Below are 23,622 nucleotides of genomic sequence, written 5' to 3'. Positions count from 1 at the left end.
ACTAGTCAAATTTTTTGGAAAAAATCCGAGTCTTAATGGTGTCCGATCCATTGGTATCGATATTCTTCATCAATAATGTCAGACACTATCTCTTTGTTTTTGATTTTTGTTTTAGGAAGTTTGACTTCAAACAATCCTAATTGCCCTTTGTATGGAATTGGAACTCGAAATGTTTTTGCGTTCTTTAGCAAAAATCCGTAGGTTCTATCATGGAAATTTTTTGATGCAAAATGAAATTTTTGATCTGACTTTACTTGTTTTTGTGAATCGTATTTTTTTACATCATAGATTTCCACTTTCCCAACAATTGCACCTGTGACAAATTTTTTGTCAATCTTTAATCGCTTTGCATCTTCTTTTCTAATTTTTAGTGGTGAATGAATCAGTAATTCTCCACGATAGTTTGTATTCCATTTGCGTAACTCTATTGTTTTTTTTCCTAAAATGATTAATTCAGCAAATGGTTGAGATACTGAAAGGCATTTCAAATTATTCTCTAGCTACCTGAATGTATTCACCAGGATTTTTACCTCTTCCTTCAGGCAAATTGGTTATTCCGCCATTCAAACTCTGGGTAACTATTCCTTTGCTTGCTAAAACTTGTGCAGTCATAAGTGATGTGTTTCCTGCCATACACACTAACAATGATTTTCCCTTAGAGCCATCTAGTTCTTTGCTAAGTTCTTCAGGAACTTGTTGTGTTGATAATAGGTTGTTGATAGTAGATGCTTTTGGTATAGTAATTTTTGATTTATCAACACCTAATGACTTTGCAATAATCTCGATTCCTTCTTCTTTAGGTGTGTACTGTGTGTGAACCCAAATAATATTATCATAATCTCCTGCAACAGCTGCTGCATCTTCTAGTGACACTCTCATTGGAACATCACTGCCCTTTCCAATCATCTCAAAATTCTTCCTGTATTTGTCAATTCCATCTGCAATCATTACTACTGCCTTTTTGATTTCACCCTTGTATGCCATCTCTAGTGCTGCAAACAATTCCAATGCACTGCTCTCACCAATGTCATGTCCCTTATCTACCATATACTTGAGAATCAATTTTGCATTCTCAAAGTCAATCTCGTGTTCTGTGTATGATTCAGGATTGTATAGTGTGAGTCCTTCAGCCTTTGATTTTGTTCTGATTCCTGCAACATCTTGACCTAGTGGGGGAAATACTACATGAACTGCCTTTTTGTTGTATTTTTCAGTCATGTATTTGCTCAAACCACCTGATGTGCCGCCTGTTCCAAATGAACAATACAATGCATAATCTTCTAGGGAATCACCAAGTTCGTGTAATTGCTGATCAATTTCAGGTGCAGTTACTGTATTGTGAATGTCAATGTTTAGTTCATTGTCGTATTGCTTTGGGCAAAACAAATCGTAAATGTCTGCAAGGTATCTTGCCAAATTAATGATGTCTTGTTTTGCTAACAGTGCTTCAATCTCTGTAAGGTTGTTGTCAAAGATTTGAGGATCAAATCCCATCTCAGTTAACTGTGAGCGAATATTTCCTGCAGTTGCTTTAGCAGCCATCTCGTCTGCTTTGTTCTCCATTCCAGGAGCTGGACAAATATCCATATCCAAATCCATAATTTTGATATTCTCGTTTCTTAATTCTTTGAAGACGCCCTCTTGTAATTTTCTTGAAACAAGTGCAACTACAGTTACACCAAGTTTTGATAATAATCCTAATGCAATTCCAAAGTTCCCTGATGTGGCTTCAATTACTACTCTCTTTCCATTACATTTTCCTTCTTTGATTGCCTCGTGAATGATGTGTGATGCTGCTCTTACTTTGATGGAGCCGCTAAGTAATTCTGAATCAAACTTTCCGTAAATTTTGAAATCCTTGTCATCAAGGTTTAGTTTAAAGACACTCTTTGCACATTCTTTCAAATCTGCAGTCAAGTCAACTAGTGGTGTTGCGTTAACTATCTTGTCTCCTTCTACATGTGGAATCTTGTTCCATATCTCTTGCTCAAACTTTTCAAGCAATGCAGGATCGTAATTTTGATTTTCTGACAATTTCTGATTTGGCTAATTTTTTCTCAATAAAATATCTATAGAAAATTAGTTCAGCCTATTTTGGACTAGATATCTAAAATCTTGATTACCTTGTTTGGAATATCTCTTAGACGGCTTACTGCCATTGTTTTTTCATACCCCAAATGTCTTAGATTGTTTGCAATAGTTGTTGCCCTTACAGTATTTGGTCCCAGGCCTAAGGCGACCATACTTATGCCTAGACTTTTGAGTGATTTTGTCATGTTTCTGACTGCATCAGGGTCTGATGGCTCACCATCAGTCAATGTCAAGAGGATGTCTGGTCTCTTTGATTGTAAGATTGGAAACATCTTGTCATACACTTCAGCTAGTGGTGTAGAACCGTTTGCAACTATTTGTGCCAATCTTTTTGCAGTAACGTTATTCCATTTCATGTTGTCTGGTTTTATGGACCAACAAACAACTGATCTGTTTTCTGTACTAAACGCATAGACTGCAAATTTTACTTTGAGATATGCCAAGACTTCGCAAAGTGCAAGCGTTGCTTTTTTGTATTCAATTGCATCCGACGAAATACTAGATGAATGATCTAACAGTATGACAATTTTTGTTTTGATTGATTTTTTAATATCTGTAAAGAATGGTTCATTTCCTTCAATGTAGTTTTCCTCATCAAACTCTTCTCCTGATCTGACATGTTGTTCCTTCCAACCTGTCTTCCATTCTTTGAATTTTGTTTTTAGTCCATTAATCAAACTCATGTCATAGATTACAGTCTCATCTACATTTCTTGTAGTTGGGATTTGGATTCCTATTGCTTCAGGCATCAGTCCCTTGTTCTCTGTTTTCTTGTCTTCATCAAGTAAAACATTATACTCATCAATTACATCTTCTCCCTTCAATATTGCAGAAGGATCTACTTTGCCAAAGTCTCCTTCTTTGTTTTTGGAAACTATCTTCAAGACTCTTAGCAGTTCTTCTTCAGAAAGTGGCATTCCTGCTTTCATAAATGGTAGTGATACTGGAATTGTTAGTAGAGAATCAATCTCTAGAATTTTTATGATTTCACTGACATTTTTTTCAAGCCAATCTGTGTCGTGATTTTCTTCAATTGCTTTGCTTACCATTTTTTTTGCAAATGCATCTGCCTTTCTAATTTTTTCAAAATGACTAGACTGAACTTCTCCCTTGACTGCTCCAAACATGAAATATTGATAGAATGCCTCAACAATCCTTGCTTTTCCATAAACTGTGTGCAATTGAGGTCTGGCCACAAGCATGTAGGCGTAATTGAAGATGATTTCATCATCCATTCCTTTCCAAATCTTTCTTCCTAGTTCCTCTACACGTCTTGTCTCCATTGTGTTTAGGATGAATCCAAATGCATGATCATTGCTGAGAATTTTCTTGCAGAACTTTATTCTCATTGCCTCATACCATAGTGATGTTCTAAACTGTCTGTACTTTTGAAAATCGTTTCCTACTCTTTTCTCTAGCGGTGTAAGAATTACCTTGTTTTCTTTTAGTCTTGTTTTTGTTTCAGTTTTGTCTGAGATTTCTACAACAATGTTGTCTCTTTCAGACCATCGTCTTACAAGAAATGTGGCAATCTCTACTAGTGATTCGTTTTGAAGCTTAACTGATTGCATTTAGTTTCCAAACATTGAGGTAATGATGTCACTTACTTTTTGATATTCTATGTCTCCCCATTGTGTGTACACATTTCCAAAAACAAAATTGGCAGCTTCTTTTGCAGCCATTCCTTTATCTAGTAACTTTGCAAAAGCAATTGTCTCTCTCATACTAGGAGAGTAAAACAACTCTTCAACTGCTGCTGCTTGTCGTAACGTATTTGCTAGTTTGATTGCTTGAACAATTTCTGAATCATGTTCTCCTGACACGTGCTTTTTTACAATCTCTAATTCTACTTCTTCAGGTGGATACTCTAGTCTGATTCGTACTGGGAATCTGCTTAAGAGTTGTGGAGGCAGTTCCTTTGTTCCACTGTGAGTTAACGGATTGATTGTTGCAACAACAAACCAGTTTTCTTTTGCCTTTACAACTTCACCTGTAGATTCTTTTAATGCGATTTGTCGTCTGTCATCTAGTGCTTCATCTAATCTAAGTAAAACATCAGCTTCAGCTGAATTGATTTCATCCAAGTATAACATGCTGCCTTCCCTCATTGATTTTATCAAGAGACCTTCATCAAAACTCACGGTTCCATCTGTGAGGGTTTTGGTTCCAACCAAGTGACTCTCCCTTGTTCTGAGGCTGAAATTTATTGATTCTAGATTGATTCCCTTGCCTTTTGCAAAATCTCTAACTAGTGATGTCTTTCCTGTACCTTTTGGTCCTATAATGAGCACAAAAAGGCCAGTCTCGTATGCCTTGTTTAGAGTCTGAATTGAGTTATTCCAATCTAGATACTGTACTTCTTCCAAAGTACGTTTTCATTAATATCGACAATATTTATTGTTAGATCTATTTTCCAAATGCTTCTACTTTTGCAAAAGCTGCATCCATTCTTCCATGAAGTGTTTTGTTCCACTCATCAAAACCAGATGGGTCTTTTGGATAATTATTGTAATGTTCTACTAACCATTGATTTTCTTTTGATGTGTATCTCAAACCATCTGCAACTGTTTTGTTCATTGCACCTCTAATTATCATTCCAAGTTTTCCTAGTCCTGAAAAGTCTGGATGTTCACCTTTGCTGATCGACTCTACATCCATGTTTCCCAAAAAGTGTTTCATACCGTAACTGATTTGCTCGTTTGTCATTTGTTGAACTAGTCTTCTAAACAATTCAAGACCTGCAGTCTTGTAACCGTACTCTTTGATGAAATCTAAATTGTATTGCCACAAGCCAGCTTCTGAAACATCATTTGCTTCTAATGCTTGTGCAACATTGTTTCCAAGAATAGTTCCTGCAATTAGTGCCGGACCGATTCCCCCTGCATCAATTGGTTTTGGCATCCATGCAGAATCTCCAACCATCATGTAACCAGCTGAAACCATACAATCATTTTGTCTTCTAACTGAAACTTGGAATATTCCTGTGTTGTTGTTAATGTCTTCAGGATCTTGTGATAGTGTTGGATTTTTAATTACAGTATTTCTTTCCAAATATTCTTTCATTAGAGATTCGACATTGTCTTTTTTGCCTAATCTTTTGTTTCTTCTTTCTAAAAGTGATTTTTCAACTCCAAGACCAATGTTTACTTTGTTGTCTGCTTTTGGAAATACCCATCCATATCCACCTGGAGCAATATCTTGGTCTAAGTGAATAATACAATAATCTGGATCAAACTCTGAAAGTTCTTTTTGTCCTGGCTCAAAATACATGATGTATCTGCCAGTTGATTCCAAGTCTCGTCTGTCGATTCTTTTTTCTACTTTGGTAGAGTTCTTTAGTCCATTTCTGAGCATGGATGCAACACCTGTAGCATCAATGACAAGCTTTGCTGTCTTTTTGAATGGCTCACTTGTTTTGGCATCTGTTCCCTGGACACCGACAACTTGTTGACCTTCGTAAATTAGACCTGAAAGATTTTTTTCAAATTCAAAATCGATTCCCATCTTTTGACATCTTTCATTTTGAATCTCTGGTAGTTTTTGACGATTCAACATGTAACCTGCACCATCAAATGGAATTGCAGTTTCTTTGTCTGGAGAAAATGCCATGACACCTTTTACGTCATGTTCGATTTCTGGTCTGGTCCATTCCACCTTGATTCTTTCTGTCATGAAATCCACTGCTTCTTTGGAGCATGCGTCTCCGCAGACCCAACCAGACAATGACTTTCTACCTGGTAGCATTGCAGAGTTTCTGTCAACTACCAAGATCTTTGCGTTTTGATTTGTGTAATGAGAAATAGCTTGAGCTGTAATTGTTCCTGCAAGTCCTCCACCTGCAATTATAACATCATAATCTGCCACGATAACAGGTTCGTCTGTCCGTATTTAAAATAATACCATGAAAATGTCTAAGGAATAGTGTTTTTTTGAGTAATTGATCGATTCAAAATTTGGGGTCGGTTCGTCGCGGCGTCTTCAATGCTTTCGCTCAGACTGGAGCGGCTGTTATTTCCTCATTCCCAATTGATAATGTGATTTTATTCTATTTAATCTAGTTGGCAATCTGAAAAATTTCTGTAAATGTTTTGACGGTATCTTTTTTGTTGTAGATGGGCGTGTGAATTTTTAATTTTATTGTGTCCTTTTCACTGATTGTAACGTTGCCCTTTACCAACTCTTGCTTGTCTAGTCTCATGTGAAATCTAGAGTCAACTGTTCTCTCTTCAATCTCATCTATCAACTCGTCAATCTGCTCTTGTGGGAGTAATTCTATCAATCTTTTTAGAAAGTTTAGAGCCTGTTTTTTGACAATCTTTGCATTTAGCATGACTATGGGATTATCAAAATGCCCTGTTGTTTCGTTAATGGTAAAATCATCTTCTTGCAATTCTAAAATTTCAAAGGCTTGAAAAATTTTTGAGATATCTTCAGTTGCATGAACTATGGCATCAACTGTAATCTCTATCTTATCATTCATTATTCTACTAGGATATGATTGACTGTTTATGCTTCAAGCAAAACTGTTTCTTTCTCAGCAGTTCTGATGAGTTTGACTTTTTCAAGACCAACATGTCTTACTCTGATGACTTTTTTGAATGCAGCCATAATGTCTGAATTGATTTTACTGTAACATGTTGCTTGAACAAATTGCTCAATTGTCATGTCTGGAACTTGTTTGTTGATAACATCTCTTGCAATTAATCTAAGTGCATGTTTTCTAGATGTGTTGAGTTGTCTGTGAGTTAATGCAATTACTTTGATTCTAAAGATGTAACCATCTTTTGTTTTTACATCAATAATGAAATTAATCTTTGATGAACCACGTCTAACAAGACTGCGCAAAAATTCTTTTGAATATTCGAATCTCTTGAAGATTGTTGATGCATTGTCTCCATCAACTTTGTTAATTTGGAAATAGATCTTGTATTGGTGTTGTGAAGGATCTCCTTTTAGGATATCGTAAAGTGTAACTTCTAAAACTCTGCCAGCTGCATTCTCATCATCTGTAATTGGAACATATCCAATTGGTACATTGTTAAATGAATCTGGAGCATTTACAGTAACCCAGCGTTTTTCACGCCACTTGTCCTTTACTCTACCTTTTCTACGTGCCAATTATTATCGACCTTTGAACCCAAAATATAAGGGTATGTCACTAGATCTCTTTCTGATTTCCCATGTAACTCTGTAAAACTTGAGGAATTTTGATATGGCCATCCTTTGTCTGGAAATTCTCCATAATTGATACCAGTACTCTGGTTGTGGCTACCAGTGTGCTGTTTAATGTGTGGATGTACTGTGTGTCTTCATTTGTCTTGTCTCTGAATCTGATTTTGAGTCTCCTTGCTTGGTAATCAAGGCAGTTTGAACACGATACTATTTCCCTATAGGAATTTTGTCCTGCCATCCATGCTTCAATATCGTATGTCTTGGCAGAAATCTTTCCCATGTCTCCAGTTGACAATAACATGACTCTGTGTGGAATCTCTAGTTTCTGGTAAAACTCTTCAGCTACTGCCAACATCTTTTCATGTTCTTTCCAAGAGTCTTCAGGTCTTGCATAGACAAACTGTTCAATCTTGTCAAACTGGTGGACTCTAAAGATTCCTTTCTGGTCTCTGCCATGTGCTCCTGCTTCTTTTCTAAAACATGGACTTACTCCGGCATATCTTATTGGAAGATCTTTTCCTTCAATAATCTCTTTAGAGTGCATTGCTGCCATTGCATGCTCTGATGTACCAATCATGTAGAGATCCTCTTCTTCAACTTTGTAGATTACTTCCTCAAAGTCATCTGCAATTACTGCGCCTTCCATTGATGAGCGATTAATCATGTATGGCGGTTGTACTAGCGAATACTCTTTTTCTGCTAAAAAGTCTAATGCAAAGTGAATTAGTGATTGGTTTAGTCTTACCAAATCATTTTTGAGATAATAGAATCTGGCACCTGCAACTTTGGCTGCTCTCTCTAAATCTACCAAATCCAAATTCTCAGACATGTCAATGTGATCATTTATCTTAAAATCAAACTGTGGAATCTCTCCCCACTTTCTCATCTCTTTGTTTGCAGTATCATCAGGTCCTACTGGAACTGATTCGTGAACCAAGTTTGGAACTGTAAATGCTAATTTTGCATATTTACTTTCAATCTCTTCTTGTTGTGATTCTAGTTTTGCAAGTTCTGCTGAGACATTTTTCATCTCATCTAGAATTGTCGATGTGTCTTCTCCTGCCTTTTTCTTTTGAGCGATTTCATTTCCAATCTCATTTCTTCTCTTTTTGAACTCGTCAGTTTTTATGATAAACTCTCGTCTTTTTTGGTCAGACTCTATCAATCCATCCAAATCAAAATCTACTGCTCTTGCCTTGAGCATGTCTCTGATCACCTGTGGTTTTTCTTTGAGTAGTTTTGGGTCTAGCATTACTCTATCACCTTTAGTGCCACCTGGATGTGGTCCATCACTTCATCTATGGTTCCAATTAGCTGTTTCATGTTCTTCTTACTTTCAAAATTAAAAACTAGTTTGTTATCAACATTTTCAACATCAAGACTCAATCCTTCTGGAAAATCTACATTATCTGGCTCTAGTGCTTTTTTGACAGTCTCTGCCTTTTCTTTTGTAATGTTACTGAGGACTATCTGCACTTGACACGTTAACGACATTTACTTCTAAATAATTGAGAAACTCATCTAATTTGTCTTTAGTTATTTTTGCTCCAGCTGCTGCATCATGACCTCCTCCAATACCATCAAACTTCTCAGCACCAGCTCTCATCAGATCACTTAGGTTGATGTCTGATTTGCAACCAAATGACTTTCTTGATGAAAACTTGATAGTGTTCTCTTCTCCCTTTGTTCTGAGAATTACAATTTTACCAGAATTCTTTGGAGAGCCTGCAATTAGTGATGAGATGGTTCCAGTCATTGTTTCAGGGACAATGTCTTCTCCATTTACCATAACACATGTCTCACTTTCAGAAATCCTCCATCTCTCATTTGATAGAATGTTCATGTATTCTCTGATCATCTTTCTATAGTCTGTCAGGATTGTCTCCCCTTCTCTTAGAATCTTGTTTCTGTCTCCCATGCAGATTGCCATTCCGACTCCGGAGCGGTTTATTCTTCCACAAGAGTTTAGCATAGTTGAAAACTCTCTACCATCCCTCAAGAAACTCCTCTTGTCTTCTCTAGGAAATGTGTAAGTGTATCCGATTAATTCAGACATTATCTCTGTGGCATTTTTGCCAGCTGTAAATTTGGTGATTGACTCGATTACCTGTCTTTTTTCTTCCTCGTCTAGCTCTGCTGGAACCCTCCATCTGCCCTCGTCTTTAAGCTGGATTCCTGATGAATTTAGTAGTGAAAGGCAGGCATCTCTGTTCCAGGTAAGTCCCTCAATAAATGGCTGGGATGTAAATGCCAAGGCATCTGGAAGTGGTCTTGTCTCTCTTCCAACCAATAATAGGTCCAAGTCAATCTCAACTAGTCCTTGTTCTTTTGCAGTGTTTGCGATTTCAAAATTCTTTCCAGTAAATGACTTTCTTTCTCCTTGGTCCTGTCTGTCTCCAAGAGCAGATACTACTGCAATTGATGACAAGTCAGAGTTTTTCTCATCAAGTGCCATGGATGCTAGATATGCCATTCCGCCGGCACAAATTTCAAGGCCTCCATCGATTCCATACTTCCATGCATTAATCACATTTGGATTCTCTATCTCCTCATCTGGGATTTGGTGATGATCCAAGACAATCCAGTTATCTCCAAGTGTCTCATTGAGGTCCTTTCCAAAACCTCCTCCAAGATCAGTAACTATGTGAAAATCTCTAGAATCTGTTTTGAAAGAGTCTACAACATTTTTGCTAAATTCTTTTGATGTCCTAACAGTACAATTTGCCCCAGCTCTTATCAGAGCTTTGGTAATGATACTTCCAGATGTCAACCCGTCACAATCAATGTGGGTTGTAACAAAAATTGATTTTTTAGATCTTATGCAATCTGTAACTTTATCTTTGAAAAACGAAAGTGACTCATCAAGTGATTTTGTCATTACTCTAATTGAGCTACTACTGATTTATATTTCCAAGTTGCTGGGATTCTGCCGATCTTTTTGTAATAGACTGATAGTCTGTGAACTTTGGCTTCGATTAATTCCAAAGATCTGACATTTCTTCTGTCTCCCTTGTTTTCTTTGAGATGTCTTTGAAGACCTACTGCCTTTTTGACAATGTTTTCCAAGTCTTCTGGCATCTCTGCTTTCAAATCATTTTCTTCTAAAATCTCACCAATTGTCTTTTTTGTAATTGGCTTGATTAGTGGGATTGAATGTTGGTCTCTAAGTTTAATTCCAATTTGACTAGGAGTTAGTCCGTCTTTGGAGTATTTTATTACCAATTCTTCAATTTCTGCAGGACTTTGTGTGATCCATGAAGGTGCACGTAGTGTAGCTGGTCTAATGGAATGTGACTTTCCGTGTCTGTGTGTGTGCATTCGTCCCATAATTTGGCTCACTTGAGTAGAGAATTAAACGTTACTTATACTGATCTCGTACATTATTCGAAATTTGAGGCTCAGAATAAAGTTTTAAATAAGTACTGTTCGTCCAAACGATTAGGTAAACGGTATGAATACAAAAGTACTCTTAACAGCAACCATGCTATCTGTATTTTTCTTCGGTGCCATCGGTGCAGCTTCTGTTGCATTTGCCCAGTACATGGGTAACGTTGGTGATGCAGGAGAAACCGGATCATACACATTAGAAGAGGCACTTGAGATTCAAAGAAGAAGAATCGAAGCTGCTGAAGCAAACCCATCTTCTGGTTCAGGAACTCCATATCTTGATGCTAGTGGTGTCGTTGGTGCAGCAGTTATTGCAGGTGCAGTCTTTGGTGGTATTGCAGGAGCCTTCTTAATTAGAGGAAGATCTGGCAAATACGCAGCAATGGGTAGAGGATAAAATACCTCACTTTTCTCTTATTTTATTATCAAGCCTTAGTGAATACTGATCTCGTACTTTATGATAATAAAAGAAATGTATATATCGCAGAAATTGAGCCAAAATATACATGACTCCTATCGTAGGAACTTTCCTAAGCATCCTGTCATCACTAACAGGACAACTAGGACCAAACTATGATCCATTATTCTATGATGTAATGATTTACATCTTCGGAACCATGATGTTCACTGTATTCCTTCTTGGAATTATCTCATTCTGGTTACGTGTTCACGGATGGGCATACAAAGACAACCGTGAGAGATGGGTCGACGAATTGGACAGACACTTTGAAAGAGAAGGTATCGGTCTTATTCCAGACAACGGAAAATACTGGTAGAATTACTACCTTTTTCATTTTCATTATTTTTAATTCCCTAGAGAAATCTATGTACAAATCGTTTTAGAAAATATTCTTAATTTTTACAAAGTCTGCAATTGTCTAATTGTCTGGTAGGAAGTCTCTGTCCTTTGATTCGTCATATCCCTTTGATATGAATACTGCCTTGTAGTGATACCCATCTTGTATTGGGGTTTTGAGGCCATGCTCTGATGGTTTGTCATTTACAAAAATCTCAGTTTTTGACTCTTCCATATCTCTAATCTGAAAACCTGAAATGTAGAGGAAATGCCCTATCTCAAAATTGGGATTTTCTGTCCATTCTGCATATACTGTACCGTCATTAGATAGTGTGTATATTGCCCTTTGACACTCTTCTGTGATTCCAATATTTGGCTGAACTTCAGCTTTCAAACCATCCTTGACCATTTCAAATGTAAATGATATTTTCCAAGGAGTGTCCAAATCGTCAATACAAGCATTATGTGGTTGATTGCCAATTGCTGGATTCACTATCATGGTGGTCATTAATACTGCTGCTGCACCAATACCTGCACTTATTATGAGAAATCTGATTGTCTTGTTTCTCTTGTATGGGTCTGTTGCACCTGGCCACTTCATGATAGGATAATTCTAGTCAGATTCCTTAAAGTCCTTTCTCTTAGTCGTACACAATCTCAATTGTGTCTAGTTGGTCTTGGTGGTCTGCAATATAGTATGTAATTTCGTCTGAATCTACCTCTAACCACTCTGATTCTCCTTTGTATGGGAGGTAATCCTCTACAAACAATTCTCCAGGTCCTGAAAATCTCACCAAGACATTTTCTCTTTTTGGATTTATCTCAAAAGGTAATTTGAGGACTTTGCCTCTTCTTTGATTTTGGATGTTTACTTTGTATGGGTCTTCTCTGAATTCGACTTCGCCAAAAAAGTAACTCTGAAAAATATCAAGTTTTTTAATTTTGAAATTTAGCATATGTTTTACTTGCTTTGTTATTGCAGATAAGACTTGGTTTCTGACTTACGTTAATCGTAGAGTGTTTAAAATGAAAAGGAAAAGGTTGGGGTGGTTTAGATTACTTGCCAGGGTCGTGTTGCAAACGTAATGACATATCCAACACCAATCATAATTGACTGATATGCAATGTTGGTATATGGGATTGGTTTGATAATTGGTTCTCCTTCAACGACAACTGTTTGACCTGGACCGAGTCCTGGACCAACTTGGGCTACATTGAGTTGGGTGTGTACGTGGTATACACCTGCTTCAAGTGCTTTTGCAGATAGTTGATAATCTACAACAGAGTTTCCTGGAATGTCAAAGACGTTTCCTGGTGGATCTCTTGAGAGCATCTCCCATCTGTTACCTGCGTTAGTTGACTCTGAGAAAATGGATATCCATCCTCTAAGGTCTCTTTCTACAAGACTGACTAATGTTCCTTGAAGTACCAAGGTCTCGCCAGTTTGCAGGGATTGTCTGTTAAAGGTCTCGTCTTCAATTCTGACGAAACGACTCTGGAGTTGTGCTTGGACACCGTGTGCATCTGCAGTTGGAAGAATAGACTCAACCCAGTTGAAACCTAAAGTTCCTAGTGCAAGTACGACAGCTAGTCCGAATACGAAAATCTTTTTTTCGACCATAGTTATCCCTAATATTGTGAAAGATAATACACGTCGTTATATGTTTTACCTTCATTGCGAGGATCGATACTAATAGTGATGTTAATCATCGATGTTAAACATTGAAAATAACAAAAAACAGTTATTATTCTTACAATGAAAAAAATAGAAAATGAAATAATTTCACAAATCATTTGAAAAATAGTTAGAAATTGGAAGAAAAACAACCTGATTTCAATCTCTTACTTTATATTCTCAATATACACCATGATTACCATGGCACAGATGCCCGCATTAATCCCAAAAGAAGTTGAGATTCAGAGACTTAAGAAAATCTGGCTCATCGTTATTGCTATGGGATCTACCGCAGCATCAGTCGAAGTAGATAACTTCGTTGATGGTTCTCTACATCAGACATCTATCAGAGATAGTGCATTTACTCCAGCTCACTGGTGGTTATATTCCCACTTTGTAGCACTTCCACTCGGATGGGGTTCAGCAGCAATCTATGATAGAAAAGTTCCAGTTCTCAGAGGTCCAAATAATTCAATGAACACAGGTTTGAAAATGACCATTCTTGGTTACTTAGCAACTATGTTTACAATTGGAGTCAATGAGATGTGGCACTTCTGGTTTGTAGAGGAAATCTTTGCAGTTCCAAACCATTGGATGTTTAACATGGGTGTTGTAGTAGCATTCATGGGTGCACTTGCATACGTAGTCAGAGTATATGCTAGACTCGTAGAACTAGGTGCTGAGACTCCAGGTGAGAACCCATATGTCGCAGAGATGTACAAGATGGCCTTAGAAGGCAAATTGTACAGTAGATCAATTCCATAGACAAAATGTGCAATCGCACAATTTTTTCTTATTTTATATTTTTAAAAAAGACGTAGATCGTACCCTCTTCAGCAGTTTAAGAAAGACTTAAAAGGATTCTGAATTAGAATAATTCCAGAATGACTCTTCCAAAAGGATTCGGTTCAGGCGGTGGCGGTGGATCATCCAGTGCTGACGTAGAACGAATGATTGGACGACGCGTTGAAAATATGACTGGTATGATCACAGCATCATATTGGGCAGCATTAATTGCTACTTTTGCTGGTACTGCAGCAGGATACTTCTATTATCCATGGGCATATCCAACAGCAAGTGGCCACTTTGCATTCATCGTACTTGCAATCATTGAGGCAATCGGTTACATCTTCTGTGTTAAAGTCATGGAAGAAGGCTCCAACAAGAATAGTAATGGTATCGTAGGTGCCAGTATAGCTGGAACAGTAGCATTTGTGCTATTTGTATCATTATTCGTCGGTTGGTAATCAGAAGGTAAATCCTTCAGAACACTTCTTTTTCATTTTAATTTTTGACAAATACCTGTGTGTATTTGCCGAATAAAGCGACGATCTCCATCACACTCTAAAATTTTATATACTGACCGTTTCTTCAACTTGATATGGTCTGGTTAAGACGATGTACACACTACTTGTTCATAGTAGTGGTTGCAGTTAACTCTACACTGTTAACAATTAATGCAGGAGACTACATCTTCTACACTGACTGGGCTTGGACTTCGTACACGGTATTCTCAATATCGCAAACGTTGATGCTTATTGTAGGTGCAACATATTACCTAACATTTACAGGCGTTCCAGGCACAGCAACGTACTACGCTCTGATTATGACAGTTTACACATGGATTGCAAAGGCAGCCTGGTTCTCACTAGGTTATCCATATGACTTCATTGTAACACCAGTTTGGTTACCATCAGCAATGCTGTTGGACTTAGTCTACTGGGCAACAAAGAAGAACAAGCACTCCTTGATACTGTTCGGCGGTGTACTGGTAGGAATGTCATTACCATTGTTCAACATGGTAAACCTGATAACAGTAGCAGACCCACTAGAAACGGCATTCAAGTATCCAAGACCAACATTGCCACCATACATGACACCGATAGAACCCCAAGTAGGTAAGTTCTATAACAGCCCAGTTGCTCTCGGTGCAGGTGCAGGTGCAGTTTTGGGATGTACATTTGCAGCGTTAGGTTGTAAATTGAATACATGGACTTACAGATGGATGGCCGCTTGGTCAAAGTGGGACTAAAAACCCAACCTTTTCCTTTTCATTTTATTATCTACAACTAGTGTTAACTCTAGAAATTTTTTTGAAAAAAATAATCTAATAATTTTTGATTAGTAATTCAAAGTGACCTGTTCTCTTTTTTGAATTGGAATTGATAGAACGGTTTGCTTGAACCTTGTTTACTTTCCAGGATTTTCCTGAGAACATATCTGAAACTTGTTTTGAATCAGAATTTGATAATAACACTTTGCATCCCTTAGAATCTAGTTTGTTACACAGGTCTGCTAGTCTCTCAAGGTCCTTGTCTGTAAAGTCCTTGTTTGTGTAACTTGTAAAGTTGGCAGTATCGCTGACTGGTTGGTATGGTGGGTCAAAATATACGAGGTCTCCTTTTTTGGCATCTCGTAATACTGCCCCGAAATCTCTACATTTGATTGAGACTTTGCTTGATTGTAATATGGCACTGACAGAGCGGAGGTTCTCCTCATTTACGATATTGGGATTTGTGTAACGTCCCAGTGGGACATTGAATTTTCCTTTACTGTTGACACGGTACAATCCGTTAAAACAGGTCCTGTTCAAAAAGAGCAATCTTGAGGTTTTCTCAATCTCGCTTCTTGGGTTTGATTCTCTAACAGAGTAATAGTATGATTTTGAATCTTTGTGATAATTTTTTTCGTGATTTTTGAGAGATGAGATTAGGTCATCAATTCTGTTTCGAATAGTGGTATAAGCTAAAACCAGATCAGAGTTCAAATCAGAGATACTACATTTTTGGTTATTTCTCTCAGTGAGTATATGGAAGAGCAAAGCACCTCCTCCGATAAATGGCTCATAATATGTCCCAAATGTCTTTGGCAAATTCTCATTTAGAATTGGAATTAGCTGACGTTTTCCACCGGCCCACTTTACAAAGGGTTTTGGAGTGACAGTTGACACTTGGGAGTATACTTGTTTCAATAGTTAGTATTGCAGAATTTTTTAACAGTTCAGAAGATAAAAAAAATTGATCTCGGACTAGGTTTTTCCTAGTTGAGTAAGAGGTTAAATACAAACTTCGTAAATTTGCCAAAAATCCGTTTTTTGAGATATCTTGAAAATTGAAAAAAGCTTCGAACGGGATCCGAACCCGCGACCTTTACCTTACCAAGGTAACGCTCTACCAGGCTGAGCTATCGAAGCACAAACTCACCCTGTAGAAAATCCTTATAATTCTTCATTATCGCTGCAAAATCTGTAAACTGTTAAATTTCACACAGATTTTTACCATTTTGGAGGAGTAATCAAGCCTGGCCAAAGTAAGTACACTTTGTGCTTTTGGACATGCAGGACTTAAGATCAAATAATGGGTGATCCTGTCTCTCAGGAGTTCGTGGGTTCAAATCCCACCTCCTCCATACACAACTATTTTTGTCTAATTCCTCTAGCGTTTAGAACTTCATAGACTTCTGGTATGGACCAGACATAACCAACATGGACACAATCTTTCTCATCACAGAGCTGACAGTACAACTCTCCTTTCTGAACTGCAACTTCGGCAATTCTGTTTTTGATATTGTCCTTTAGAATAATTCTATCATCATCAACTGAAATCTTTTCAATCTTTGGAGCATATCTTGCAAAGGTCTTGTCCTTTTGCATCATCTCCTCTAACATGTAAGTAACATAACCTGAGAAACTGTTGACACCTTTCATTGCTAGGTCGTCTTTACTCTTTTGATAAACTTCTTGGAATTTATCGTAGACAGTTTCTGAAACGGTGATTGATTTGAATCCGGCTTTTGGCAATTTACTTTTCCCTTACCGTACTTTAAGGTACCTTCTATATAAGATTTTATTTTAAAAAACAGGTCATGTAAGTCAGTGAAAATTAGTCTTTATACAATACCATACTCCAAGAGCAATAATGGGAAAAGGATATTCTGAAGAAGAGATTCGCGAAAAACTAATTTCAGTTTTGAAGGATTCTGAATCCGGAATGTCTGGTGTGGAGATTTCAGAGCAAATGAAAGTAAACCGCATCACCATGACAAAGTATCTCAAAGTTTTTGCAGCTGAAGGACTGGTTCGTCAAAAAAATATCGGAAACATTACACTTTGGTTTTTAGAACCAGGACAAGAATCATTTCATTTTCCTGATGATTATTTCAAAGTGGCCCCCAAGTTTCTTGATTACCTGATAAAGGGAAACGAGGACCAGGTCTATTCTCTGATTCGAAATTCTCTGCATTCTGGAGCCACTGTTAATCGCTTGATAATTGAGGTAATTTTGCCTGCAATAGATTCGATAAAGAATCTCTTTGATGAGGGAAAGATTGGTACTGCTGAGAAAAACCTACTGAGGACTATTATCTCAAAATCCCTTCAGATACTAGACCAGATTCCTATAGTTTCTGAATCTAAAAAAAATGTGATTGTGATTTCAGCTGACTTTCAAAGTAGTTTGATTGCCGAAGCAGCTTCTGCTGCATTTCATTCAGATGGATGGAGGGTCTCTCATCTTGGGGACATGTCATCAGCTATCGATGTGCTCTTTGATCTTGATTTTCAGAAACTGATTGGTAAAGTATGGAAGCAAAAACCTGGAGTCTTGATTGTAGTTGTTTTTTCTGAAACCGATGAGGGTCTGAATTTCTTTGCTGATTCCATTAATCCAATAAAATCAAAATCTGGAAAACGGATGAAACTAGTCCTTTGCGGAAATACTTTCAAAAAAGCAGAGTCAGACCTTGTAACAGACAAACTAGATGAAATTATCCAGTGGTCTCAAACAGTATATCAGAATCAAAAGTAATGGGCCCGATGAGATTCGAACTCATGACCTTTCGATTATCAGTCGAACGCTCCAGCCAAGCTGAGCTACGAGCCCACGAACAAATCTCTAGGTCAGACTCATTTAAGTCTAATTTTCTTTCCACTTGATAGAACAGCCAATAGATGGGTCAAAGTCTTTTTCGATTTTTTGACCTGTTACTAGTTTATCGATATTGTTGATCATTGTCTTCTCAGTTGCAGTATCATCAGGCTTCATGGCATTGTCAATTCTTCCATGAAATACTAGCTGTTTTTGGCCATCAAACAAGTATGGGTCTGGAGTACACATTGCGCCATACTTTTTGGCAATCTCTTGTGTCTCATCAACTAGATAATCAAATTTGAATCCCTTCTCTTTTGCAGTCTCTTTCATTGCATCAAAACTGTCTTCAGGATAATCAGTAGAGTCATTGCTGTTAATTGCAATCATGGCAACATCGCTGCCACATTTTTCATACAATTCGTTTAGTGCATCAACCTTGGCTTTGACGTAAGGACAGTGATTGCACATGAAGATTACGAGATATCCCTTGTAATCCTTGTAGTCGCCTAGTGCATGTTTCTTGTCATCAATTCCTAAAAGATCAAAGTCTGGTGCTGTATCTCCAGTCTTTAGTTTGACTTGGGATTCTAAAAGTACCATGAGTAGTCGTTCTTACTTTCAAATAAAATCCTTGCCAAGAAGACAACAATTAAAATCTGCAGATAAACCAAGTCTCGTGTGGGCCGGTAGTATAGCCTGGTAGTATACCCGCCTTGCACGCGGGGGGTCACGGATTCAAATTCCGTCCGGTCCACTCTTTGCTTTTATACGCGATCCATGCTGAATATCGAACTGCTAAATGGATTTAAATAGGACAAGTTTCCGTTTTTTCTCATGGCAAGCGCAGTAGACGGATGGCCGGTATTCATTCCGCTAATTGTTGGTTTAGCTCCAGGATTAATTTACTGGTTAGCAATTACCGCAAAGAGAAACTAAACTTACATCTCTTTTTATTATTTCATTTCTCTAGTGTAAACTAGGTTAAACGATGTTACCTTTCTTGTTCACTATATGTTATGTCGTAGAAAATTAATCTCCAAATCCAAGAAATTTTGATGTTAAAATTTGCCCTTGCTGCATTTTTGGTATTTCTACTAATTCCATTTTCACAATCATTTGCTCAAGAGTATTCTGATACTGCTCCAACTCTTGCCGTATCCATAACCAGTGAGGCTCCGTATGTCTATCAGGATTCTGATGGTTATACCGTTGTAGTTGGTACTGTGAAAAACAACAACTCTCTATCCTCTGTTACAAATGTCATGATTCAAGTGAATTTCTTTGATGACTTTGATCCTAATCCTCTGGAGGTTGTCTCAGAAAGGTCAACACTTGAGGTAATTCCACCAAACGGCGAGTCTACATTTTCTATCAAATCCCAAACCCCAAACCCTGACATAACTGATGCATCAATCTCTTTGCTTGGATTTGATTCGTCTTCTGCAAAAGAAAAAGGCCTGACAGTTTATTCTAGTGAAATTACAGTTGATAATCGTCTTAACTTTAAGGGAGTAATAGAAAACGGTGGGGCTCCAAGCTCTAACACCAATGTCTACATGGCATTGTATGATGCATTTGAGCCTCCTAGAATTCTTGAAGTGATAACTCTGGAACTTGATGATGTGGAACTTGACAGTGAGGTTTCATTTAATGTCAATAGGGAAATTGATGCAAGGGCAGTAGGATTCTTGTTGTTTGCAGAATCTGATGTATTCTCTTCTAATTTCATTGATGTAGAAATTCCTGAACCTCAATCCTTGTCTAAACTAGTTTCAATCTCTAGTGTCTATGTAAGAGATTCAGAAGGAAAGCAACTATCTGAAATTCCAGTTGGTACCATTGTAAATGTGCAAAGTAAACTCTGGATACAATTTGCTGCAGACCAAAGTACAAACGAAACCCCATACACATACTATATCCAAGTCAAAGAATCTACAACCGGAGCAGTAGAGTACATTGGAAAAGATGACGGACGCTTTATTGGAACAGGTAATCAGTATCCTGCAATAGACTGGATGCCACAAAAGAGTGGACTCTACTTCCTTGAGACATTTGTCTGGGATAGGAACAATATTCCAATAGCAGAGCGCGGTCCATTTGCCCTGCTCCATATCCAATAGTAAGTTTATTTTCAAAGAGACACAATAACTGACATGTCTCAATTCTCTCTAGTTGCAATGGGTGGGACATTTGATATTATTCACAGAGGACACATTACATTGCTCTCAAGTGCATTTGAGATTTCAGATAAAGTAATCATTGGATTGACTAGTGACGAGTTTGCAAAAAAACGCGGAAAGACACTTTCAAACAACTATGAGAAACGCCTTGCAAATCTAACTGAGACAATCTTTAAGGAATTTCCAAAATCTTCATTTCAAATCAGTAAACTCGATAATGACTTTGGTCCTGCTGTCCTAGAACCAGAAGTACAAGCACTAGTTGTAAGTGATGAGACAAGCAGTCAGGGAGATGTGCTAAATGACTTGAGGGCAAAAAAGAATCTCTCCCCAGTAGAAGTCATAACAGTTCCAATGCATTTGGCAAAAGACGGTTCTCGAATATCTACTACTAGAATCAAAAACTCTGAAATTGATTCAGAGGGAAACTTGTTATCAGTTGACAAGTAGCTTGCACAACTTTGAGTAATTGCAATAAAACAAAATTCCAAGATTGAGGCTAATGGCAATCATCAAACACATGATGAATAAGATAGACACAGACGTTGCTAATCTAAAGCAAGGACTGCATCCTCAAAACTTGTCATACTGGTATGATAAAATTATCAAAGAGACAATAGAGATGGCACCACCTTGGCTCCAAGACAAGATCAAAGTTCATCAAGACCCAATACTATTAATGAAATTTAATCTAGATATCTCAAAACGTGCAGTTAGATATTTCATGATTGCAGTTGACAATAATTTGGATGACATGCCATATTCAACAAGATTGTATTTTCTCAAAGTTCAAGAGATAATGTCTACTGAGATGGACAAGTCTCTAGTTTGATGTGGTTTTTTTCTTCTAGGCACAAATCAGACCTCTAAGTATCTATATCCAATAAATTTCTCATAATCATCCATGGAACTTTACAGATCAAAGTACTCTGATAAGAAAAAGTCTGGCGGAGGACGCAGAAGAGATGATACACGTCGCTCTTTTAGAAATTCCAGAAATGACAGACGAGACTCTAGAGATGACAGATACTCTGGAGGAAGAAGAGAATCTGCAACTGTAACTTGTGCTGATTGCGGAGATGAATGTCAAGTTCCATTTGTTCCAAGAAGTAACAAACCAGTTTACTGTGATGATTGTTTTAGAGAAAGCAGACACGAAAATTTGGGTGATGACAGATATTCTCGAAATGACAGAAGAGAATCTTATCGTGATGACAGAAGAGAGTCTCGCAGAGACGACAGATTCTCTAGAAAAAGAAAAGAATCTGCATTTGTAACTTGTGCTGATTGCGGAACTGAATGTGAGATTCCATTTGTTCCAAAAACTGACAGACCTGTTTACTGTAGTGATTGTTTCAAACAAAACAAACCTCAAGACAATGAATATGAGAAATTTTCCAGAGATGACAGAAGGGAATCTCGCAGAGATGACCGCAGAGAATCAAGACGAGATGACAGAAGAGAGTCTCGCCGTGATGACAGATACTCTAGAGACAGAAGAGAATCTAGCAGAGACAACAGAAGAGAATCAGGTAGAGATAAACCTCGAAAACTAAGAAATGATAAACTCTCCAAAAAACGAGAGAGCTTTTTCAGTAATGGTTCAGATAAATTCTATGCAACAATAAAAGAAAAATTATTTGAAATCTTGGGAGGTAAAGCATGTTCTAGTTGTGGATTCAAAGATGAAAGAGCCTTGGGATTTAGCCCCATTTCTGATGACTCTTCTTTTGATGAAATTGGACGTGGTGGTTCTGCTTCGTCTTGGGGAAAATACATCTCAGATCCTGACTTGGCAAGAGAAGAACTCAAGGTATTGTGCTTGAATTGCAATGAGATCAGACAACCAATTGCAAAACCAAAAGAACAAAGTTCAAGACCTAAACGCAAAAAAAGTAAGTTCTTCCCACGATGATCTAAAATCATCCTTGAGAATGTATTAACACTTTAATTATAATAATTTAGAAATTATATCATGAATGGCGACTTTAAGGCATTAGGTCTTTCTCTAATCGCAGTAGTTGGAGTAATCGCACTCTGGACTGCATTTGGTGCATAGATTCAACCTTTAACAATCTCTACTTGGTTTCCGACAACCTTCGTTGAGATGATTTTGTGTTCTTTGTCAATTATTGATTGTGCAAAATCTGCAAACTTTTCTACATTAGATTCGTCTTCAAGCAAAATACTGTGAGCTGATTTGTCCTTGAGTGATACAACTAGCTCGTTTTTTATCACATTGAGAATTCCTGTGATAAAAGTCTCATTTCCGTCCTTGATGAAAATTAGACTGGCTAGTTTCTGAGCCTCGTACTTGTCCTCACAGGTAACTGTTATGTTCATTTGTTTTCAAAAAGAAATTCGTCTATCTTGTCTTTAGCTTTTTCTCTATTCTCTTGATGTACTGCTAGGAACTCGTTCATCTTTTCAATTAGAATTGCCTTTAGTTCTCCAGAAAGTAATTTTCCAGACTTGTAATCTTCATAGATTGATTTTAGCTTGTTGTCATCTGGCTCAAAGAATATTCTGAGATACTGGTATGACACATCAATGTCTGGATTTCCTCCAAGCTTTCTGTGTTGTTCCAAGTCTGGCTGTCCTCCAGAAAATGCATACTTGTTGATCTTTTTCTTTACAACATTTGGCGCATCTGTCGTGTAGACTGTACCGTTTTCATCAGATGCTGACATCTTTCCTCCAGGTCCTTCTAGTGCAGGAATCATTATGTTGTGGATTAATGCAGGTTTTTCTTTTCCAATCTTTGGTGCAATGTCTCTTGTTAGTCTAAAGTGAGGGTCTTGGTCAACTCCTAGTGGAATCAGCACTGGCTTGTCTTCTATGAAACATGGAGCAGACTGGAGTGATGTGTAAAATATCATTCCGAGGTTGGTTTCATTTGTAAATCCAAATGTTGCTTTAGTATTTGAGAAATTGATCTTCTTTGCAACTTGAGCTGCAATTGGATAAAGCGTTTGGATGTTTCTTGTGTTGATGATGATCTTTGTTTTTTCTGGTTTGAAACCTAGTGCAATAAAGTCAAGAGCATTTTCATATGCAAAGTTTTTTGTCTCCTCCAAAGTTAGATTTGGTTTTGAGAAAAATTTCTCATCATCTGTTAATTGAAAATACATGTTTACATCAAATTTTTCTTGGAGCCATTTTGCAAAGACCCATGGAACCAGGTGGCCAATGTGGGTGTGGCCTGATGGACCTCGTCCTGTGTATAGGAAGAACTTGTTGCCTTTCTCATAATCATCTAAAATTCTGTTCATCTCTCTGTGAGAGAAAAAGATTCCACGTCTGAGCATGAAATGATCCTCTCCAGTAATTTTTTGGATTCGTGCTAGCAGTTCTGGAGAAATCTTTTGAGTGCCAAATTGCTTGATTAACTTGTCATAATCGATATCTCCTTCTACGTGCCAAGGAGTCACAACAAAATCGTCAGCTGACATT

The 23,622-nt window shown here is 37.6% G+C and carries 29 protein-coding genes and 4 tRNA genes; 12 read left to right on the top strand and 21 right to left on the bottom strand.

What is annotated here, in order from left to right:
• Positions 1 to 32: 32 nt before the first annotated feature.
• From NMAR_RS08140 to NMAR_RS08090, 11 genes are all read right to left on the bottom strand, one after another.
• The gene (locus NMAR_RS08140; protein ID WP_012215901.1) at positions 33 to 488 is read right to left on the bottom strand and encodes an ASCH domain-containing protein; all 456 of its coding nucleotides are present in this window, start codon (positions 486 to 488) and stop codon (positions 33 to 35) included.
• A 1-nt stretch (position 489) separates the two neighbouring features.
• Complete coding sequence (locus NMAR_RS08135) at positions 490 to 2,034, bottom strand: pyridoxal-phosphate dependent enzyme (RefSeq protein ID WP_012215900.1); 1,545 nt, start codon at positions 2,032 to 2,034, stop codon at positions 490 to 492.
• Between the two features lie 65 nt (positions 2,035 to 2,099).
• Entirely contained in the window at positions 2,100 to 3,662 is a 1,563-nt protein-coding gene (locus tag NMAR_RS08130) for a vWA domain-containing protein (protein WP_012215899.1), read from the bottom strand.
• The gene (locus NMAR_RS08125; protein WP_012215898.1) at positions 3,663 to 4,457 is read right to left on the bottom strand and encodes an AAA family ATPase; all 795 of its coding nucleotides are present in this window, start codon (positions 4,455 to 4,457) and stop codon (positions 3,663 to 3,665) included. It lies immediately after the preceding gene.
• Positions 4,458 to 4,497: 40 nt separating this feature from the next.
• On the bottom strand, positions 4,498 to 5,955 hold the full coding sequence (locus NMAR_RS08120; protein ID WP_012215897.1) for an NAD(P)/FAD-dependent oxidoreductase: 1,458 nt from the start codon (positions 5,953 to 5,955) through the stop codon (positions 4,498 to 4,500).
• 190 nt (positions 5,956 to 6,145) lie between these two features.
• Positions 6,146 to 6,571: an RNA-binding domain-containing protein gene (locus NMAR_RS08115; protein WP_012215896.1), complete on the bottom strand. Its 426-nt coding sequence runs from the start codon at positions 6,569 to 6,571 to the stop codon at positions 6,146 to 6,148.
• Positions 6,572 to 6,597: 26 nt separating this feature from the next.
• Positions 6,598 to 7,209, bottom strand: a complete 612-nt coding sequence (locus tag NMAR_RS08110) for a 30S ribosomal protein S3ae (RefSeq protein WP_012215895.1) — start codon at positions 7,207 to 7,209, stop codon at positions 6,598 to 6,600.
• A 40-nt stretch (positions 7,210 to 7,249) separates the two neighbouring features.
• Positions 7,250 to 8,515, bottom strand: a complete 1,266-nt coding sequence (gene serS / locus NMAR_RS08105; protein ID WP_012215894.1) for a serine--tRNA ligase — start codon at positions 8,513 to 8,515, stop codon at positions 7,250 to 7,252.
• Positions 8,515 to 8,757, bottom strand: coding sequence for a KEOPS complex subunit Pcc1 (locus NMAR_RS08100; RefSeq protein ID WP_012215893.1), 243 nt, complete (start codon positions 8,755 to 8,757; stop codon positions 8,515 to 8,517). Before NMAR_RS08100 ends, serS begins: the two co-directional genes overlap by 1 nt.
• Positions 8,720 to 10,141: a RecJ family nuclease gene (gene recJ, locus NMAR_RS08095; RefSeq protein ID WP_012215892.1), complete on the bottom strand. Its 1,422-nt coding sequence runs from the start codon at positions 10,139 to 10,141 to the stop codon at positions 8,720 to 8,722. The genes NMAR_RS08100 and recJ overlap by 38 nt, the downstream gene beginning before the upstream one ends.
• A complete protein-coding gene (locus tag NMAR_RS08090; protein WP_012215891.1) occupies positions 10,141 to 10,590 on the bottom strand; it encodes a 30S ribosomal protein S15 in 450 nt (149 codons plus the stop codon). The genes recJ and NMAR_RS08090 overlap by 1 nt, the downstream gene beginning before the upstream one ends.
• Before the next feature lie 124 nt (positions 10,591 to 10,714).
• Here NMAR_RS08090 and NMAR_RS08085 point away from each other — a divergent pair, with 124 nt between their 5' ends.
• A complete protein-coding gene (locus NMAR_RS08085) occupies positions 10,715 to 11,047 on the top strand; it encodes a hypothetical protein (RefSeq protein ID WP_012215890.1) in 333 nt (110 codons plus the stop codon).
• Positions 11,048 to 11,156: 109 nt separating this feature from the next.
• A complete protein-coding gene (locus NMAR_RS08080) occupies positions 11,157 to 11,426 on the top strand; it encodes a hypothetical protein (RefSeq protein WP_012215889.1) in 270 nt (89 codons plus the stop codon).
• 102 nt (positions 11,427 to 11,528) lie between these two features.
• Here the strand turns inward: NMAR_RS08080 and NMAR_RS08075 are convergent, their stop codons facing one another.
• The 3 genes from NMAR_RS08075 to NMAR_RS08065 all read right to left on the bottom strand — a co-directional run bounded on the left by NMAR_RS08075 (position 11,529) and on the right by NMAR_RS08065 (position 13,067).
• Positions 11,529 to 12,047, bottom strand: coding sequence for a hypothetical protein (locus NMAR_RS08075; RefSeq protein WP_012215888.1), 519 nt, complete (start codon positions 12,045 to 12,047; stop codon positions 11,529 to 11,531).
• 40 nt (positions 12,048 to 12,087) lie between these two features.
• Positions 12,088 to 12,402, bottom strand: a complete 315-nt coding sequence (locus NMAR_RS08070; RefSeq protein WP_012215887.1) for a hypothetical protein — start codon at positions 12,400 to 12,402, stop codon at positions 12,088 to 12,090.
• A 95-nt stretch (positions 12,403 to 12,497) separates the two neighbouring features.
• Positions 12,498 to 13,067: a methane monooxygenase/ammonia monooxygenase subunit B gene (locus tag NMAR_RS08065; RefSeq protein ID WP_012215886.1), complete on the bottom strand. Its 570-nt coding sequence runs from the start codon at positions 13,065 to 13,067 to the stop codon at positions 12,498 to 12,500.
• 255 nt (positions 13,068 to 13,322) lie between these two features.
• On the opposite strand from NMAR_RS08065, the gene NMAR_RS08060 reads away from it, so the two are divergent.
• From NMAR_RS08060 to NMAR_RS08050, 3 genes are all read left to right on the top strand, one after another.
• A complete protein-coding gene (locus NMAR_RS08060) occupies positions 13,323 to 13,886 on the top strand; it encodes a methane monooxygenase/ammonia monooxygenase subunit C (protein ID WP_016939485.1) in 564 nt (187 codons plus the stop codon).
• Between the two features lie 119 nt (positions 13,887 to 14,005).
• Positions 14,006 to 14,368 carry a hypothetical protein gene (locus NMAR_RS08055; RefSeq protein ID WP_012215884.1) on the top strand — a complete coding sequence of 121 codons (363 nt, stop codon included), beginning with the start codon at positions 14,006 to 14,008 and terminating at the stop codon, positions 14,366 to 14,368.
• A 134-nt stretch (positions 14,369 to 14,502) separates the two neighbouring features.
• The gene (locus NMAR_RS08050; protein WP_012215883.1) at positions 14,503 to 15,153 is read left to right on the top strand and encodes an ammonia monooxygenase family protein; all 651 of its coding nucleotides are present in this window, start codon (positions 14,503 to 14,505) and stop codon (positions 15,151 to 15,153) included.
• Positions 15,154 to 15,228: 75 nt separating this feature from the next.
• Here the strand turns inward: NMAR_RS08050 and NMAR_RS08045 are convergent, their stop codons facing one another.
• The gene (locus tag NMAR_RS08045; protein WP_148680222.1) at positions 15,229 to 16,092 is read right to left on the bottom strand and encodes a Dam family site-specific DNA-(adenine-N6)-methyltransferase; all 864 of its coding nucleotides are present in this window, start codon (positions 16,090 to 16,092) and stop codon (positions 15,229 to 15,231) included.
• Between the two features lie 148 nt (positions 16,093 to 16,240).
• Positions 16,241 to 16,314: transfer RNA gene (locus NMAR_RS08040), tRNA-Thr, on the bottom strand.
• Positions 16,315 to 16,405: 91 nt separating this feature from the next.
• Between NMAR_RS08040 and NMAR_RS08035 the strand changes: the two genes are divergently transcribed.
• Positions 16,406 to 16,529 (top strand) — tRNA-Leu (locus tag NMAR_RS08035).
• 7 nt (positions 16,530 to 16,536) lie between these two features.
• Here the strand turns inward: NMAR_RS08035 and NMAR_RS08030 are convergent.
• Entirely contained in the window at positions 16,537 to 16,920 is a 384-nt protein-coding gene (locus NMAR_RS08030) for a hypothetical protein (protein ID WP_012215881.1), read from the bottom strand.
• 118 nt (positions 16,921 to 17,038) lie between these two features.
• Here NMAR_RS08030 and NMAR_RS08025 point away from each other — a divergent pair, with 118 nt between their 5' ends.
• Positions 17,039 to 17,926 (top strand): B12-binding domain-containing protein, encoded by an 888-nt coding sequence (locus NMAR_RS08025; protein ID WP_012215880.1) that lies wholly within the window; start codon positions 17,039 to 17,041, stop codon positions 17,924 to 17,926.
• Here the strand turns inward: NMAR_RS08025 and NMAR_RS08020 are convergent.
• Positions 17,927 to 18,001 (bottom strand) — tRNA-Ile (locus tag NMAR_RS08020).
• Between the two features lie 33 nt (positions 18,002 to 18,034).
• Positions 18,035 to 18,589: a thioredoxin family protein gene (locus NMAR_RS08015; protein ID WP_012215879.1), complete on the bottom strand. Its 555-nt coding sequence runs from the start codon at positions 18,587 to 18,589 to the stop codon at positions 18,035 to 18,037.
• 80 nt (positions 18,590 to 18,669) lie between these two features.
• Here NMAR_RS08015 and NMAR_RS08010 point away from each other — a divergent pair.
• The 5 genes from NMAR_RS08010 (at position 18,670) to NMAR_RS07990 (ending at position 22,084) form a co-directional block, all read left to right on the top strand.
• Positions 18,670 to 18,743 (top strand) — tRNA-Ala (locus NMAR_RS08010).
• Positions 18,744 to 19,044: 301 nt separating this feature from the next.
• Positions 19,045 to 20,109 carry a hypothetical protein gene (locus tag NMAR_RS08005; protein WP_012215878.1) on the top strand — a complete coding sequence of 355 codons (1,065 nt, stop codon included), beginning with the start codon at positions 19,045 to 19,047 and terminating at the stop codon, positions 20,107 to 20,109.
• A 33-nt stretch (positions 20,110 to 20,142) separates the two neighbouring features.
• Positions 20,143 to 20,619, top strand: coding sequence for a phosphopantetheine adenylyltransferase (locus NMAR_RS08000; RefSeq protein WP_012215877.1), 477 nt, complete (start codon positions 20,143 to 20,145; stop codon positions 20,617 to 20,619).
• A 52-nt stretch (positions 20,620 to 20,671) separates the two neighbouring features.
• A complete protein-coding gene (locus tag NMAR_RS07995; protein WP_012215876.1) occupies positions 20,672 to 21,001 on the top strand; it encodes a hypothetical protein in 330 nt (109 codons plus the stop codon).
• 72 nt (positions 21,002 to 21,073) lie between these two features.
• Positions 21,074 to 22,084, top strand: coding sequence for a CxxC-x17-CxxC domain-containing protein (locus tag NMAR_RS07990; RefSeq protein WP_012215875.1), 1,011 nt, complete (start codon positions 21,074 to 21,076; stop codon positions 22,082 to 22,084).
• A 146-nt stretch (positions 22,085 to 22,230) separates the two neighbouring features.
• Here the strand turns inward: NMAR_RS07990 and NMAR_RS07985 are convergent, their stop codons facing one another.
• Positions 22,231 to 22,512 (bottom strand): hypothetical protein, encoded by a 282-nt coding sequence (locus NMAR_RS07985; RefSeq protein ID WP_012215874.1) that lies wholly within the window; start codon positions 22,510 to 22,512, stop codon positions 22,231 to 22,233.
• Positions 22,509 to 23,621, bottom strand: a complete 1,113-nt coding sequence (locus tag NMAR_RS07980; RefSeq protein ID WP_012215873.1) for a tryptophan--tRNA ligase — start codon at positions 23,619 to 23,621, stop codon at positions 22,509 to 22,511. Before NMAR_RS07980 ends, NMAR_RS07985 begins: the two co-directional genes overlap by 4 nt.
• Between the last annotated feature and the right edge of the window lies 1 nt (position 23,622).

The sequence above is a fragment of the Nitrosopumilus maritimus SCM1 genome, from assembly GCF_000018465.1.
In the GTDB taxonomy this organism is placed as follows: Archaea; Thermoproteota; Nitrososphaeria; order Nitrososphaerales; family Nitrosopumilaceae; genus Nitrosopumilus; species Nitrosopumilus maritimus.
The sequence above is the reverse complement of the archived record's forward strand: the minus strand, read 5'-3'. Positions and strand labels throughout refer to the sequence as shown.